Origin of the sequence: Pseudovibrio sp. Ad46 (assembly GCF_001623065.1) — a bacterium.
Lineage (GTDB): Bacteria > Pseudomonadota > Alphaproteobacteria > Rhizobiales > Stappiaceae > Pseudovibrio.
In genome coordinates, this window is the sequence record NZ_LMCG01000081.1 from 18982 (window position 1) to 34860 (window position 15879).

14 protein-coding genes are annotated in these 15879 nt (G+C 50.4%); 4 read left to right on the forward strand and 10 right to left on the reverse strand.

The features are described from left to right. Positions 1-229 precede the first annotated feature (229 nt). From PsAD46_RS25360 to fliI, 4 genes are all read right to left on the reverse strand, one after another. On the reverse strand, positions 230-2503 hold the full coding sequence (locus tag PsAD46_RS25360) for a mechanosensitive ion channel domain-containing protein (protein WP_063308162.1): 2274 nt from the start codon (positions 2501-2503) through the stop codon (positions 230-232). A gap of 138 nt (positions 2504-2641) precedes the next feature. Beyond that, complete coding sequence (locus tag PsAD46_RS25365; protein ID WP_057461949.1) at positions 2642-3082, reverse strand: paraquat-inducible protein A; 441 nt, start codon at positions 3080-3082, stop codon at positions 2642-2644. A gap of 237 nt (positions 3083-3319) precedes the next feature. Then, positions 3320-3727, reverse strand: a complete 408-nt coding sequence (gene fliJ / locus PsAD46_RS25370; protein ID WP_057461950.1) for a flagellar export protein FliJ — start codon at positions 3725-3727, stop codon at positions 3320-3322. Positions 3728-3757: 30 nt separating this feature from the next. Then, positions 3758-5083: a flagellar protein export ATPase FliI gene (gene fliI, locus PsAD46_RS25375; RefSeq protein WP_063290411.1), complete on the reverse strand. Its 1326-nt coding sequence runs from the start codon at positions 5081-5083 to the stop codon at positions 3758-3760. A 373-nt stretch (positions 5084-5456) separates the two neighbouring features. Between fliI and PsAD46_RS25380 the strand changes: the two genes are divergently transcribed. The 4 genes from PsAD46_RS25380 to PsAD46_RS25395 all read left to right on the forward strand — a co-directional run bounded on the left by PsAD46_RS25380 (position 5457) and on the right by PsAD46_RS25395 (position 8603). Then, positions 5457-6146 (forward strand): response regulator transcription factor, encoded by a 690-nt coding sequence (locus PsAD46_RS25380; protein WP_008551652.1) that lies wholly within the window; start codon positions 5457-5459, stop codon positions 6144-6146. Positions 6147-6281: 135 nt separating this feature from the next. After that, positions 6282-7016: a methyltransferase domain-containing protein gene (locus PsAD46_RS25385; protein WP_063308163.1), complete on the forward strand. Its 735-nt coding sequence runs from the start codon at positions 6282-6284 to the stop codon at positions 7014-7016. Between the two features lie 154 nt (positions 7017-7170). Next, complete coding sequence (locus tag PsAD46_RS25390) at positions 7171-7647, forward strand: SAM-dependent methyltransferase (RefSeq protein ID WP_063291552.1); 477 nt, start codon at positions 7171-7173, stop codon at positions 7645-7647. A 110-nt stretch (positions 7648-7757) separates the two neighbouring features. Continuing rightward, positions 7758-8603, forward strand: coding sequence for a DMT family transporter (locus PsAD46_RS25395; protein WP_084404539.1), 846 nt, complete (start codon positions 7758-7760; stop codon positions 8601-8603). 3 nt (positions 8604-8606) lie between these two features. On the opposite strand, the gene PsAD46_RS25400 is transcribed toward PsAD46_RS25395, so the two are convergent. The 6 genes from PsAD46_RS25400 to PsAD46_RS25425 all read right to left on the reverse strand — a co-directional run bounded on the left by PsAD46_RS25400 (position 8607) and on the right by PsAD46_RS25425 (position 15755). Continuing rightward, on the reverse strand, positions 8607-9611 hold the full coding sequence (locus PsAD46_RS25400) for an MBL fold metallo-hydrolase (protein ID WP_057461953.1): 1005 nt from the start codon (positions 9609-9611) through the stop codon (positions 8607-8609). A 316-nt stretch (positions 9612-9927) separates the two neighbouring features. Then, on the reverse strand, positions 9928-10854 hold the full coding sequence (locus PsAD46_RS25405) for a protein-glutamate O-methyltransferase CheR (RefSeq protein WP_063291549.1): 927 nt from the start codon (positions 10852-10854) through the stop codon (positions 9928-9930). Next, complete coding sequence (locus tag PsAD46_RS25410) at positions 10851-12086, reverse strand: chemotaxis response regulator protein-glutamate methylesterase (protein ID WP_193757847.1); 1236 nt, start codon at positions 12084-12086, stop codon at positions 10851-10853. The genes PsAD46_RS25405 and PsAD46_RS25410 overlap by 4 nt, the downstream gene beginning before the upstream one ends. A gap of 24 nt (positions 12087-12110) precedes the next feature. Next, entirely contained in the window at positions 12111-12476 is a 366-nt protein-coding gene (locus PsAD46_RS25415) for a response regulator (RefSeq protein WP_057461955.1), read from the reverse strand. Positions 12477-12507: 31 nt separating this feature from the next. Then, complete coding sequence (locus PsAD46_RS25420; RefSeq protein ID WP_057461956.1) at positions 12508-13005, reverse strand: chemotaxis protein CheW; 498 nt, start codon at positions 13003-13005, stop codon at positions 12508-12510. Next, positions 13002-15755, reverse strand: coding sequence for a hybrid sensor histidine kinase/response regulator (locus PsAD46_RS25425; RefSeq protein WP_063291547.1), 2754 nt, complete (start codon positions 15753-15755; stop codon positions 13002-13004). The genes PsAD46_RS25420 and PsAD46_RS25425 overlap by 4 nt, the downstream gene beginning before the upstream one ends. Positions 15756-15879 lie beyond the last annotated feature (124 nt).

Below are 15879 nucleotides of genomic sequence, written 5' to 3' on the forward strand. Positions count from 1 at the left end.
AACCTATTCGAATATTTTCGAAAGTCAACGAAACCTATTATCATATATATGTATTAAAACGAAACTCCCATAAGCAAGCGAAAAAATCGTCTTTTTGGCTTATTTCTCTCGTCAATTTGTTTAACACTGGGCAACAGCAAAAAGGCGCATTCGTAATCAAAACGAACGCGCCTTTTTCATATGAAACCGAAACTGCGTTGTTTCGGTATCTGTTTCAACTCAGATCACATCAATTGGGACCATCGTCCGGCGGAATGTCCTCTCCCTCTCCACCAGACCTTTTGGCACCCTGTGCTTTTGTCTGCGCACCTTTCTGCTCAACCTGAGGCACATCCTCTGGCTTGCTGTCGCCTGCCACATGGTAGGTCACTTGCGGGAATGGAATATCGATGCCGCGCTCGTCAAACACGACCTTCAGATACTCATTATAAGCCCGCCCGATTGCCCACTGGCTGCCCGGCAAGGTTTTGATGCGGGCCCGGATGTTGATGGCAGAGTCACCAAACGCCGTAACACCATGCATTTCCAACTCACCAAGGATCGCAACATTGTGCGGTGTTTCTTCCAACCGGCGGAAGGCTTCCTGCATGGCCTCTTTGGCCACCTCAATGTCCGTGTCATATCCAACACCCATAACCGAAACTGCATAAGCAAAGTCGCGGGTAGAGTTGGAAACACTCGTCACAGAAGAGAACGGAATGATGTGTGACGTACCATTGAGATCACGCAGTCTGACACTGCGAATGCTCAAACGCTCAACGGTGCCACTAATACCGCCAACCTCAACAAAGTCCCCTTCATTCATCGCATTTTCAAGCTGAATGAAGGCCCCTGTAATCACATCTTGCACCAGCTTTTGCGAGCCAAATGAGACCGCCAGACCAACAACACCAGCACCTGCAATCAGTGGCGCAATCTGAATGCCAAGCTCTGACAGCGCCAGAAGCGTGAACATCACGATCATCAGGATCGAAAGTGCATTGCTGAACAGCTGGAACAGCGTCTTGGTGCGGCTGGACACTGTCTTGCCTTCCCGCTCCAAAATGCGAAGGTCGATCCAGGACATGATCGTCAACCACAGAGCAAAGCCGATCAGAATAACAATAACCGCAGACATCAGGGAATTCGCAAAGGAGATCCCGTCACCCGCCCAGATCCACTGCCAGAAATTGCCAACACCCCAGACTTCCAGAACACCAATGATCACACAAAGACCTACGATAACTCGCAGCACCATGCAAACAGTCGGCAGGAAGGAGTTCAGGCGTTTTTCAAACGTCGGCAACACATGGTCCAGCGCATCGTGAAGGTCGACACCCTTACGAATAACCCGTGTCAGCAACATCATAATGCCCAGCCCGATGAAGATCACAAGCAAGGACATTGCGCTGGTTCTGGCAATATAGTTGATGGCATCAAGCGGCGTACGCAGCCACGCGACCATGATCGCAAACACATACAGCAGAGCCAACAGATGCCAAACAAAGCCCAGCCCCTTGAAGAGCTGAACAGAGAAGTTGGCTCCGGTAAAGCTCTCAGCATACTTGCGAATGGCATGGCGCACCCGCAGTCGTGACCGGAGAATAATCGCAACAAGATAGATAAGACAGACCAGCACAACGGTGACACGCACACTGCCCGCCAACTGCGAAGAAAAGTTCACCCCAACCATAGGCACGGCCAGACGAACACCAAACCCAAGGATGCCGACAATCAGGATCAGATGTCGGGCCCAAAAAACAGCCTCCGGATCTGAGAATGGCAACAGACGGAAGGAAGGCCTGTGCGGTGCAAACACAAACCGGATCACAACACGCGACATTTCAATCAGGAAGAAGGCATTGATGGCAAACAGCTCAACATTGTTGATGCTCTGCACCGTCGGATCTGTCGAGAAAATATAGGCCGATAAATAACCGACACCAGACGCAATACCGACAAAGGCAGCATCAAAGACAGATGTCACCGCCAGCAACCCAACACGGAAGAAGAGGGAATGAGCCTCTGGCCCCTTCTCATGCCGCCGCATGTAGGCTGTTGATGCCTTATGTAAGATAATCAAGATGAGGTAAGCAGGCAGCAGCACGCGAATAATGCTGAAAATACCATCCCACAATCGCGAATGGTCCACCTTTGACTGGCCGTCCAGCAAGTCCTCATAACCGGACAACCCGGAGATGATGAGTGTGCCAAAGTCATAAAAACTCGAAACACCATCCTGCACATAAGTCCCGATCTGCGCCGCAATCGTTGCTTTGGCAGCCGGATTTGCTGTGGCCGTGGATGTGCCGGAACCAGACGAGCCATTGGCCTGCTGCTCCTGCAAAATTTTGACAAGTGCCTCACGCCCTTTCGGGTCTTCAAGCACCTTGATCAGAGCTTGCTTGGCTTGCTGCACATCAGCCCCACCCTCAGCAGAAGTGGACGAGTTTTGAGCCTGCGCAGCACTGGCAAAACTGAGAAAGACCGCAGCAAACGCTGCGATTAGAAACCGGAAAAGCATGGATCACCCAGAATGGAAACGAGCAAAATTCAAGCGAACACTATCGCTTTACACCATAAACGAGAAGATCCAGTGAAGACAAACCGACAAAATAACCCTGCGCAATCAGAGTTTTTGACAGGTGAAAGCATGCATGGGTTATCTGGCAACCCGCCCAACCATGAATGCAGCAGTCGCCGTTGAAAGGGTCGCAGCAGCGTAAAACCACAATCCCGGCAAAACCTGAGCACTTGCAAGCCCGCTTGTCTTGGCTGCAAAAATCACCAAGGCCACTAGCATCACATCCATCATGGACCACTTCCCAAGATAGCTGAGCGCCCGAAGCCACTTGCTGGATGACCGATGCAACGCGGAAATACCCAGTACGAGAATCTTCAGGGCAGGCAGAAAGACAGAAAACACAAAAACAAGCCCGGCAATTGAAACCTCACCTTCGTCATAGAGCCCACCAATCACCTGCAACAGGCTTGGCGTATCCTCCAAAAAATAAAGGCGCTCCATACTCAAGAGTGGCAATGTCAGCCCCAGACCGAACGAAAACGCGGCAAGTGGAATTAAAAACCCAAGTAAAACAGGCATAAAGGCTCCTGAAGCGTCTTCCCGAAAAGTGGACACTGCTCAGTTCTCAGCGCGAGACCTGGACGCAACAGCCTATAAATAAACATTGGTGAAATGAAAGCAACCACGAGGTATCGCACCGCGAACAGGCGCAGTGCGATCAATAAAGGATTATGAAGAGGTTAAGACCAGTTCGGGTTATCAGAGTATCAGGTCATTCCGACTAAGAACGAGAGACACCCTCAACCTCGGGAAGAATTAGCGACGCGCCATCCGCCCCGCAATGTCGTCCATTCCGTCTTGTTCAATCGCATCCATGGCAGCACGTTGACGCATTTGGTCACGCTCATCCATCAACTCGATCTTTTTCAACTCGGAAACAGCGTCAGTCAGCTCGTCCTGCGCTTTCTCAAGCTGAGACTTCAATTCCTCAGTCGAGTGCTTCAGGTTATCTCGGCGCTGTGCAGCCGCGCGAGCGAAAGTCGGATACGCAAAATGGCTGATATCATCAATACCAACACGCTTTTGCTCCTGAACAATCTGGTTCTCCAGATCTTCAGCCATTCGATCAAAATCACTCAACATCGTTTCAATCTGAGTCACCTGACGGCGCTTCTCATCAACATTGAACTTCTTAAGCTTCAAAAGGCCTTCACGATTCTTCATACGCAATACTCCCTTTACCGGAGAGTGAGCTTACGCCTGAGTCATTTCCAAAAGATGAGCAAGCTGGAAATATCCCTCTTCAATTGTAGTTTTTTCCCCCTTCATTTGCCCCAAATACGCTTCAAGGGCGTCATTTTTGGCAATTGCCTCATCAACAAGGGGGTCTGCACCTTCTTTATAGGCACCCAGACGGATCAGTTCTTCCATGTCCGCATAAGCAGACATCAGCTGCTTGGCACGCCGAAGAATCGGTAAGGCTTCTTCAGGCACACAACGCGGCATGGTTCGACTGACGGATTTTAGCACGTTAATAGCCGGGTAGCGACCGCGCTCTGCAATCCCACGCTCCATAACAATGTGCCCATCCAGAATACCGCGAACAGCATCGGCCACAGGCTCATTATGGTTGTCGCCTTCCACCAGCACAGTAAAGAGAGCTGTCACAGCCCCTTTGCCAACTGCACCCGGTCCGGCTCGTTCCAGCAATTTCGGCAATTCAGTAAAGACGGTGGGCGTATACCCTTTAGAGGTTGGCGGCTCTCCAACAGAAAGACCAATCTCACGCTGCGCCATGGCAAAGCGCGTAACAGAGTCCATCATACAAAGAACATTCTTGCCCTCATCACGGAAATATTCAGAGAGAGTAAGAGTGAGATAAGCCGCTTCCCGACGCATCAAAACGCTTTCGTCAGACGTTGCGACAACAACAACAGATTTCGCCAGCCCCTCTTCACCCAGATCATCCTCGATGAACTCCTGAACCTCACGTCCACGTTCACCAATAAGACCAATGACAGACACTTCTGTTTCCGCGTTACGTGCAAGCATGGACATAAGGACCGATTTACCCACGCCAGACCCGGCAAAAATACCGAGGCGCTGCCCCTGACAACACGTTACAAAACTATTAAGGGATCTCACACCCAGGTCGATCGGGCTCCCAACACGGGCTCGTTCTGCAGCCGGAGGTGGTGAATCACGTAATTTTCTCGGGATCGAACCGAATGGAAGAGGTCCTTTTCCATCGATCGGTTCGCCTAAAGCGTTAACAACACGCCCCAGCCAGGCACTCGATGGATGGACAATACTCTCGCGTGAAATCAGCTTTGCCTTGCTACCATGACGCACACCATCGAGCTCGCCAAATGGCATACAAAGCGCTCTTCCGTCTCGAAACCCGACGACTTCAGCTTGAATTGACGCTGCGTTCTCCCCTATTTCTATTAGTAGACGCGCGCCGACGCTCATGGCGTAAACAGGCCCTGCAACTTCAATCAGAAGTCCCTTAACTGCTTCTACTCTCCCGTAAATTTCGGTTGGGAGGCATGATTCGATTTCTGCAAAAAGCGAGTCCAAAACAGATTCCCTATTAATCATTTTCGTCGTTGGTAACCGATCGTTTACGCTTCTGCTTAATGTTATTGGGGAGACTTTGAATGGCGTATAGCCCTTTCAAGGAAACGAAGCGTCTAAACATGGCTTTCAGTAGCACTTGATTCGATTGAAAGCCAACCGGTCTCAAATTGGTGAACAGGAAAGGTTACACCCTTGAATTCTAGGTTGTACCCAGAGAACTGTTCTACGTGAGAGTAAAACGCTTGCGGTAGCGATTCGAGTTCTGTTAACCATAAACTCATTCAATTGAGTCGGGTTTATAGTATTCCTTCGCAACGGTTTGTGTTTTTGGGCCGGCGCGACTGCCCAGGAAAGGCAACACGAGGGGATTAACATGCGTGTATTGTTGATCGAGGACGATAGTGCTACTGCACAAAGCATTGAACTGATGCTCAAATCCGAGAACTTTAATGTCTACACGACAGATCTCGGCGAAGAAGGCATCGACCTCGGCAAACTGTATGATTATGATATTATCATGCTGGATCTGAACCTGCCGGACATGTCCGGTTATGAGGTACTGCGCACACTGCGAGTATCCAAGGTGAAGACACCTATTCTTATTCTGTCCGGTTTGGCTGGCATTGAAGACAAGGTCCGTGGCCTTGGGTTCGGCGCTGACGATTATATGACAAAGCCATTCCACAAGGACGAGCTGATTGCACGTATTCATGCAATTGTGCGTCGTTCTAAAGGTCATGCCCAGTCTGTTATTGTTACCGGCGACCTCACTGTAAACCTCGACACCAAAACTGTCGAAGTTGCAGGTCAGCGCGTACATCTGACTGGTAAAGAATATCAGATGCTAGAGCTTCTTTCCCTTCGTAAGGGCACAACCCTCACTAAGGAAATGTTCCTCAACCACCTCTACGGTGGTATGGACGAACCAGAGCTCAAAATTATCGATGTGTTTATTTGTAAGCTGCGCAAGAAGCTCGCTTCCGCAACAGCTGGCAAAAACTACATCGAAACAGTATGGGGCCGCGGATACGTTCTGCGCGAACCAGAAGAGAAAGCAGCTTAATAGCTTTATCAGCTGACTTTCAGAGAGTTTCAGTAGAAGCCCCCTTACAACCCTGATTGTAAGGGGGTTTTTTATGTGCGCTCCCCTTCGCATTATGCATCGGCAACACTTCCACTGTTTCAAGGAACAAGCCAGATGCAACCGTATGACGAAGGTTTCTACGACAACCAACAGGATGGCTCGCTGGCTTCAGCTAAGGAAATCCTTCCCATCGTCTTCCAACATCTGTCGCCAGAGAGCGTCATAGATTTTGGATGCGGTACTGGCAGCTGGCTTCTGGCAGCTACACAACTCGGTGCAAAAGAAATCCTCGGTTTGGACGGCGCATGGGTACCTCAACCTTCCCTCCGCATACCCTCGGAAAACTTTGTTCAGGTTAATCTGGAAAAGCCGGAGAGCATTCAAACAAAAAGACATTTTGACTTGGCCATGAGCCTTGAAGTGCTTGAACATCTGTCAAGCTCTGCAGCGCATACAGTCCTGGAGAAGATGACTGAAAGCGCAGACAATGTCTTGCTTTCCGTTGCCGTCCCAGAGCAAGGCGGTATCCATCATATCAACGAGCAACGGCAAAGCTATTGGGCGAAACTGATGGAGGAGAAAGGATTTTTCCCGATAGATATTGTCAGACCAGCGATATGGAACAACCCTAATGTGAGCGTCTGGTACAAGCAGAACGTCCTGCTGTACTCCAAAACCAATCATAAAGCGGCACAATCGACTTCCCCGCTCCCCCTCGATATCATTCACCCCGATCTTTACGAGAATACCGTCGCAGACCTAAGAGGCCGCGTAACAAAACTCAGATCAAAGCAGATCAAGAACAGGATCCGCCGAGCACTCGGAATGAAACCAAAACTCCCGCATTAACCCGAAAGAAGACACCCTTCTGATTCTTCTGTAACCATCTGAATTCAAAAGCACTTCCTCCTCAATTCAACCAAAGCTTGCACTTTCATGAAAGTAAGCGGAGGGTAGGTTCATCAAGCTTGATGACTTCCGAAACACATATGAGGATACGAAGATGCAATCTCTTGCAGACCTGAGATCTATCGGGATCATCACAGCAAACAACGGGCAGTTCCAACTCAATATCCACCCAGAGTACACGCCAGCCCTTCTGCACCTGTCAGACTTTAGCCACGCACTCATCCTGTGGTGGGCAGATCAGGCAGCAACAGTACAAGACCGGAGCACTCTGCAGTTCCCAGCTCCATATGCCAAAACAAATCATGAGATCGGCACGTTTGCGTCAAGGTCCCCTGCCCGTCCGAACCCAATCGGCCTCTCTTCGGTTTCGCTTCTAAACGTGGATGAGCAAAATGGTCTCATCACTGTCCCTTACATTGACGCAGCACCCGGCACACCGCTGCTGGACATAAAGCCCTACTTCCCTGCCTCAGACAGAGTAGAAACCAGTCATGGACCAAACTGGTGCAAACACTGGCCGCAATCCTATGAGGCATCAGCCGACTTCAACTGGGCAGCTGAGTTCACATAGTAAAGCCAACTGTTAGCCTCTGCGGTCTTAGTGGAGGCTAACAGGTAAAACACCTTCAATAACGCCTAAGTGTATTGCCCATGGGCTGTCTTTGTTGCCATGGTGCGGCCATGAGGCTTTTTATTCTTACATCTATTGTCATGGTCGCATTTGCCGCCAACTCAGTTCTGAATCGTCTGGCATTGGCAGACGGAGAGATTGGTCCATCTGCATTTGCCAGTATTCGCATTGTCGCTGGCGCACTCATGCTTCTGGCACTCATCTTCTTTCGAGGCGGCAACAAGCTCTCATTCTCAAAGCCCAGCGTCACAGCAGTCCTTGCGCTGTGTGCCTACATTCTTGGCTTCTCGCATGCTTACATCTCCCTTGATGCTGGCTTCGGTGCGCTTTTGCTCTTCGGCGCTGTACAAATCACCATGTTCATCGGTGCATTCATTCAGCGCGAAAACCTGACACTCCAGAAGTGGATCGGCGCAGCACTCGCATTCTCTGGCCTCGTTTACCTTCTTTCCCCGTCAAACGCAGGCATAGACCCGCTCGGAGCAGGATTGATGACAATTGCCGCCATCGGCTGGGGGATTTATTCCATCATCGGCAGAGGCGCAGCAAACCCGCTCAAAGACACAGGAATGAACTTTCTCTACGGTGTGCCAATCATCTCATTGGCACTGCTTCTGTTTCCGGACACAACCACCATCACAGCTTCAGGCGTTCTCCTCGCCATCATCTCCGGTGCTATAACCTCTGGACTTGGCTACGCTCTCTGGTACGCAATCATTCCACAATTACAGACAAGCACGGCAGCAGTTGCTCAGCTCACCGTGCCAATCATCGCAACAGCCGGTGGAATTGTTTTCCTTGCAGAAGCCATCGATAGCCGCTTCATCATCGCCACCACATTGGTGCTCTGCGGTGTTGGGATTTCCGCCTACCGGAGAAAACCCAACACACCCTGACAATCACTCAGGCCTGTTCTGCTCATCCTCATGGCCAAGCTGTAGCTGATAAGTTGCAGGGACAAATCGGAAGCCCTCTCCCACGGCTTCAACAAAGCCCATGGCAGGGAACGGCATGTGGTAACCAATAAACGGAATGCGTTCTTCCGCAATCATCCCAAAGATACGCCGACGCGTTTCCGCCGCGCGCGCTTTATCGATGTCAAACACAACACGCCAATCAGGATAGGCCAGTGACCATACAAAGTGGTTGGCTGTATCAGCCGTGAGCATCAGCTTGCGTCCATTGGCTTCAACCAAATACGCCATATGCCCGGGTGTATGGCCATAAGCCTCAACGGCAGTGATACCGGGAACAACTTCTCTGCCCGGATCAATAAAGTCGAATTTATCTTTGAGAGGCAGCACATTTTCAGCAAAAACGCGAGCGCTTCCATTAGCGGCTGGACCGAGCTTTTCCCAGTAGTTGAACTCAATCGGGCTCGTGACATACTTCGCATTTGCAAAAGTTGGGACACCGTTTTGCATCAACCCGCCCGTATGGTCCGCATGCATGTGCGTCAGCACAACCACATCAATATCAGCTGGCCGGATGCCTGCTGTCGCAAGCGCCTTCAGTAAATTCCCACTTTGCGGCTGAGAAAGAACGCCTCGTCCAGTATCAAACAAAATGAGTTTATCGCCTGTATTCACCAGAACCGGTGTGAAGAAACCTCGGAATTTGTTGGAGGAGATGAAGTGATCCTGACTCGCTTTTTCAAACACCTCACTCGTCTGCTCCATACCAAACGTATCCTGCGGGTGCTCAGCAATAAAGGTGCCATCAAGCAAAGCGTAGACCTTGAACTCACCAAGCTGAAATTCAGTTGCTGGCGCACGCTGATTGGAGCTTTCTATCGGAGTTTCTGCAGCTGCCTCCAAACTCCGCATCCCTGTGGCAAGCAATCCACCAGCACCCAGAGCAAGGGCACCTCGTCGGCTTAATTTCAAGAAATCACGAGAACTCATCACTCACACTCCATTAGCCTGACACACCACAAACAAAGGTGGTCAACAGTCACAAACTATCGGGAAACTCTAAGTATCGTTTGGAGAAATTTACTCGCATTGAACTTGAATTGCGACTGACGACAACCAGCCAAATAGTAAATCTTCGTTCAAAAAAATGAGAGAGTCAGCTCGTACTTCCGAAAAACGGCTCCGGTTTTCGGATGAGAATACGCATAAAAATAACGAGTGAGAGCTTGGGGCTTGAATGTATATGAACGCAACAAAGCCTAAAGAAAAGGCCAGCAAATCTGCTGGCCTGTTTCGTTTTGTATCCCTAAAACCGGGAACCACTTGCTAAGGCCTGAATGGTGGGCCGCGTTTTGGAAGGTGTGGCCGAAGGCTTCGCCGTAGAGCGTGAGAAGCTGGAAGAACCAGCCGGACGGCTTGCAGCCTGCTTTTTGCGGTATACACCACGCAGATTTGGATAGGGCTCAAAGCCATCCGTCAAACCAACCACAGTTTCCGCAGCACCAAGCACGAGGAAACCATCATCCGGCAACTGCCGATAGATGCGGTTGAGCACATCAATCTTCGTTTGCTGATCGAAGTAGATCAGCACGTTACGGCAGAAGACAACGTCAAACTCACCAAGGTGGCTGAAGTTTTCCAGCAAATTCAGCTTACGCCACTGCACCATAGCCCGGATTTCCGGAGCCATCTGCCACAGTTCGCCCTGCTGCGAGAAGTACTTCAACAGCATCTGAATAGGCAGACCACGCTGGACCTCGAACTGGCTGTAGATACCAGTACGGGCTTTTTCCAGCACTTCAGTGGAAATGTCAGTTCCCAGAATCTCGAAACGGAATGTACCGATCTTGGCCTTGTCTTCTTTCAGATACATGCTGAGAGAATAAGGTTCCTGACCCGTAGACGCCGCCGCACACCAGATGCGCGCACTCCGGCGTGTTTTGCGTGCCTCAAGCAAATGAGGAAGCATCACATTCCGGAAGTTCTCGAAAGGGCTCTTGTCACGGAAGAAGAATGACTCATTGGTTGTCATAGCTTCAACCACATCATTCTGCATAGACATGGAGCCCGGCTTGCTGATCGCAAGAATAAGCTCACTCAGTCCATTCAGGTTGTGACGTCGAGCAACTGGCATCAGTCGGCTTTCGACCAGATACTGCTTTTCATCGGAAAGAACGAGGCCGCTACGGGATTTCAGAAATTTCTTCAAGAAATCATATTCAGAAGTCATCATCGCGCGGCTCCTTTTAAGATACGCTTGACATGTGCACCAATCTGATCGAGAGGCACGATACCGCTGCAGTTCCCAGTACGGGCAGCAGCACCTGGCATCCCCCAGACAACACTGGAGGCCTCATCCTGCGCGATGACGCTACCGCCTTTACCAGCAATGACATTGACGCCACTTGCGCCATCACTACCCATGCCGGTTAAAACGAGTGCCAAACACGCGGTACCGAAAACTTCGGCTGCACTTTCAAAAAGTGGATCCACAGATGGCTTACAGAAATTGACGGGAGCTCCGTCTTCGAGCAACGAAACCGCCTGCCCGTTCTGCTTGCCGATTTTCAAATGAATTCCGCCTGGAGCGATATAAACGTGCCCAGGTTTCAATACATCCATGTGCTCAGCTTCTTTTGAAGGAAGCTGAAGTTGTTTATGTAAATGCTCTGCCAGAATTGTCGTGAACGTACGCGGCATGTGCTGCGTAATCACAACTGGCACCTTCAGCAAACCATCGCGCGCATCTGTCAGCACACGCTGGAGCGCTTGTGGCCCTCCGGTAGAGCTGCCGATCACAAGAGCCCGCGGCACAACCGAAGAATACGGCTTGAGCGTTATCTCCTGCTTTCCAGCAGCATTTACCCCTGTCCCGCGAGGACGTCGCAACGCGGCGCGCGCTTCAGTTCTCTCAGTAAGGGCATCATTCCGTTTTTTGTGCGGATCATTGACGATCTCAGCACGCATTCTGCGAACAGGTTCTGCTGTCGTTCTGGTTCGCTTAACGCGCTTCCCACCGCGCCCAAGCAACCGCAATTTTTCCAGCAATTCTCTCTGAAACTCAACTGCACCAGCCGTTTGGCCAGTCGTTTCAGGCTTGGCGACATAATCGGTGGCACCAAGAGAAAGAGCCTTCAAACTCACTTCAGCATTCCGTCGCGTCAGCGTGGACGCCATCACAATGATAAGATCGCGTTTTTTCTCAAGAAGTTTAGGAAGAGCTGTCAGGCCATCCATCACGGGCATTTCAACATCCAGCACAACCACATCAGGGTTGCTGCGCTCAATGTCTTTTACAGCCAATTCGCCATTACGATGGGTTGCAGCAACTTCCAGCTCAGGATCAGCTTCAATCCACCTGCTGAAAAGCCCACGAATAACAACGGAATCGTCTACGACCATGACCCGGATAGGTGCCATCTGACCAGATCTCTCTGACTTCGGCTCCTCAACTTTTGCATACATGCCCAGCCGGCCCATATCCATTACTTAGACCAATCCAACTTCCTGAAATTTCGCTGAAAGAATCTCCCGATCAAACGGTTTCATAATGTATTCGTTCGCACCAGCCCGGATAGCCTTGGTGATATGAGCAACGTCGTTCTCTGTCGTACAGAAAACAACAATTGGGTCTTCCCCACCGTCTTCCTCACGAAGCTTGGCCAAAAACTCCAGCCCGTCCATGACAGGCATATTCCAGTCCAACAGAACCGCATCCGGCATTGACGCTTTACAAGCATCAAGTGCCTTCTGTCCGTCCTCGGCCTCGGTGATTTCAAATCCAATGTCCTCCAGAATGCGGCGGGCCACTTTGCGGATTACGCTGGAATCGTCAACAACCAGACACTTTTTCATTAAATCGGCTCTCTCGCTTCGAAGGTATGCTTTACGCAGCTTTAGGTTCAATCAGGGAGCTGAGCAGACGGTCCACGTCAAGAACCACCATCAATCGCCCGTCCAGACGATGAACCCCGCCAGAAATTTCGGCCCAACGGAAATCAAGGTTGGATGGGTTTGCTTCCATCTCGTTTCTTGGCAAGTTGAGTACCTCTCCTACGGCATCAATAACAAGGCCATAGGACTCCCCTTTGTACTCAATACCAACAGCCATCATGCCTTGGTCAGCATCATTTGGCTTGAGATGAAGCTTACGACGCATATTGATAGCAGTCACAATGCGTCCACGCAGGTTCAACACCCCTTCCACTTCAGGCGGAGCCAAAGGAACCTGCGTTACTTTTTCAGGCACAAAAACATCATGCACCTGCGAAATTGGCAGACCGAACAACTGGCTGCCAATCACAACAGTCACATACTGGATGTGATCGGCACTGCCCTGACGGTTGTCATCACCGTCGACTGTGGTGAGTTTATGAGCGGTCATGCTGCAACCCCGAATTCATTGGTCAAAACATCTTTGAGCGCTGCCAACAGACCCGGACGGTCAAACTTGGCCACATAGTCATCGAACCCGGCCTGACGGCCTTTTTCGATAGAAGCCGGTGTCACAACAGCAGAAAGCGCGATGATTGGCATATGACGGAAGCGGGTATCACGACGCAGGCTCTCACAGAACTCATAGCCACTGATGTCCGGCATTTCGATATCAGTCACAATCGCAGCAAAGTCGGTGCCTTTTTCCATCAACTCGTAGCCACTTTGGGCACTGGAGCAAACAGTAACATCGTAACCAGCAGCTTTCAGAACAGGTGTCAGCATGTTGCGGAAGAAGGCACTGTCATCGAGGAAGAGAAGTTTTCTCACCTTTGTGGTCGTATCAATTTCCTTGCGCATGAACCAGTCATCAAAGGCCAATGGCAGGTAATGGCCAAGGTCAATAACTTCAGTTGCACGCTCGCGAATGATTGCAGAACCAAGTACACCCTGACGCTCAGATACCACTTCGATTGTCATCCGGTCTTCAACAATGTCTACGATCTGATCAACAACCAGACCCATTGAACGACCATTGTCAGAGAACACCAGCATCGGCTGAGTTCCCTCAGACTTATGACGATCACCCTCATTTACGTAGACCAACGGCATCAGCGAACCACGGTACTGCACCAAATCACGGCCATTGGAGTGTTCGATCTTGTTAACATCGAATTCTTCAAGGCGTGTCACCAGCGACAGCGGCACAGCTTTCGGCTCTTCAGAACCAGCACGGAACAGCAGCAGTGAAATTGGAGCATCAGCGTCAATCACATGAGCTTCCGCGTTTTCGTACTCATCTTCAGCTGTATCGGTCAGAGTACCGGAAGCATGGCTTGCCATTGCACTTGCAACACCGTTCGGATCAATGATCATGATCACAGAACCATCACCGAGAATGGTGTTACCGGAGAACATGTTGATGTTGCGGAGCATGGAAGACATAGGCTTCACAACAATCTCTTCAGTGTGGAACACACCATCAACAACAACACCGAAGGACTGACTGCCAACCTGCATCACAACGATAAAGCCGTTGTCTTCATCAAGGTCAGCCTCTTCAGTCTGACCAAGCAGTTCCGACATATGCACCAGTGGCAACAGCTTACTGCGCAGGCGCAGGACAGGCCGATCTTTAAGCCGCTCAATGCGATGTTCAGAGTTGGACTGAACACGAACCAGTTCAACAACAGACAGCTGTGGGATCGCATAACGGTCACCACCAGCTTCCACGATCAGTGTGGAGACGATGGCAAGTGTCAGCGGGATCTTGATGATGAAGCTGGAACCGCGACCTGGTGTCGAGCGCAGATCAATAGAGCCACCAATCAGCTCAACGTTGTTGCGCACAACATCCATACCAACGCCACGACCAGACACGCTGGTCACGTTGGTAGCGGTAGAGAAGCCAGCAGCAAAGATGAACTTGTAGATCTGATGATCTACCATCTTTTCAAGTTCAGCTTCGGTGGTCACGCCATTCTTAAGCGCTTTTTCCTTGATCTTCTCAAGGTTTAGACCACGACCATCATCCTTCACTTCGATGATGATATGTCCGCCTTCATGATAAGCAGAAAGGGTGATGTTACCCTTCTCAGGCTTACCAGCAGCCACACGATCTGCAGGATCTTCCAGACCGTGGTCGGCAGAGTTGCGGATCATATGTGTCAGCGGATCTTTGATGAGTTCCAGAACCTGACGATCAAGCTCTGTTTCCGCACCAATCATCTCAAGACCGATAGGCTTATCGAGTTCCTGAGAGAGATCGCGAACAATACGTGGAAGCTTCTGCCATGCATTCCCAATTGGCTGCATGCGGGTCTTCATGACCCCTTCCTGCAACTCACCGGTAACGTTGGACAGACGCTGAAGTGGAACTTTGAATTCGCTGTCTTCATGACGACGAACAATTTCCAGAAGCTGGTTGCGTGTCAGCACCAGTTCAGAAACCATCGTCATCAGGTGTTCCAAAGTCTCAACATTCACACGAATGGACTGGTTGGAAACACCCTGACTGGATGCCTTACCCTTCGCGCTTGGGTTCTTCGGCTTGGCAACTTCTTTCTGAGAAGTCTTCGCTTCCGAAAAATTAGGAGCAGCAGCGCCAACTGGCTCGCCATCTTCCTCAGTTTCTTCTTCAACTGCAGGCAGCTCAATCTCAACTTCAGCTTCCTGGAAAGCACGCTCAAGATCATCAAGAGAAACTTCACCAGGACGCAGAGGCCGCTCCAGCACCTGATAGATGTCGGTACCAACTTCTTCCTCAGCAGCTTTTTCTTCCGCCATCGCTGCCGCCATTTCGTCAGCCATGTCGTCATTGTCAGCGCTTAAGGAAAGGCGTTCCAGCTCATCAATCAAATCACGGTCCGTGCCATCAGGCTCAGCACCGTTAGCAGCCTCAAGATCCGCAAGAATATCCTTAATGCGATCAATAGAAGCGAGGACAAGTGTTACCGCTTCGTGTGTCACAGGAACACCGTCGCGGAACTTGCCCATCAGGGTTTCAGCAGCATGAGCAATCGCTTCCAGACGCGGCAGGCCCAAGAACCCACAGGTGCCTTTGATTGTATGCACTAACCTGAAAATGTTATTTAGAATGGTGGCGTTATTCGGCTCTTGCTCGAACTTCACCAACTCAACATCTACAACATCCAGGCTTTCATTGGTCTCAGTGAGAAACTCTCTGAGAAGATCGTCCATGGCCCGCACCCACTCAATGCTTAGGGGAGCCTCAAAAACCGAGACTCCTAAATTTCACTAAGGTTGAGTGTTAAGCGAAACGGTTAACATAGGTTGAAAGATTGTAAGATTCATCCAACCTACA

Bases quoted from the DNA above. Each gene is read 5' to 3' on its own strand.
- PsAD46_RS25360 (WP_063308162.1), bottom strand. From the start codon at position 2,503: ATGCTTTTCCGGTTTCTAATCGCAGCGTTTGCTGCGGTCTTTCTCAGT.
- PsAD46_RS25365 (WP_057461949.1), bottom strand. From the start codon at position 3,082: ATGCCTGTTTTACTTGGGTTTTTAATTCCACTTGCCGCGTTTTCGTTC.
- fliJ (WP_057461950.1), bottom strand. From the start codon at position 3,727: ATGAAGAATCGTGAAGGCCTTTTGAAGCTTAAGAAGTTCAATGTTGAT.
- PsAD46_RS25380 (WP_008551652.1), top strand. From the start codon at position 5,457: ATGCGTGTATTGTTGATCGAGGACGATAGTGCTACTGCACAAAGCATT.
- PsAD46_RS25385 (WP_063308163.1), top strand. From the start codon at position 6,282: ATGCAACCGTATGACGAAGGTTTCTACGACAACCAACAGGATGGCTCG.
- PsAD46_RS25390 (WP_063291552.1), top strand. From the start codon at position 7,171: ATGCAATCTCTTGCAGACCTGAGATCTATCGGGATCATCACAGCAAAC.
- PsAD46_RS25395 (WP_084404539.1), top strand. From the start codon at position 7,758: ATGAGGCTTTTTATTCTTACATCTATTGTCATGGTCGCATTTGCCGCC.
- PsAD46_RS25400 (WP_057461953.1), bottom strand. From the start codon at position 9,611: ATGAGTTCTCGTGATTTCTTGAAATTAAGCCGACGAGGTGCCCTTGCT.
- PsAD46_RS25405 (WP_063291549.1), bottom strand. From the start codon at position 10,854: ATGATGACTTCTGAATATGATTTCTTGAAGAAATTTCTGAAATCCCGT.
- PsAD46_RS25410 (WP_193757847.1), bottom strand. From the start codon at position 12,086: ATGTATGCAAAAGTTGAGGAGCCGAAGTCAGAGAGATCTGGTCAGATG.
- PsAD46_RS25415 (WP_057461955.1), bottom strand. From the start codon at position 12,476: ATGAAAAAGTGTCTGGTTGTTGACGATTCCAGCGTAATCCGCAAAGTG.
- PsAD46_RS25420 (WP_057461956.1), bottom strand. From the start codon at position 13,005: ATGACCGCTCATAAACTCACCACAGTCGACGGTGATGACAACCGTCAG.
- PsAD46_RS25425 (WP_063291547.1), bottom strand. From the start codon at position 15,755: ATGGACGATCTTCTCAGAGAGTTTCTCACTGAGACCAATGAAAGCCTG.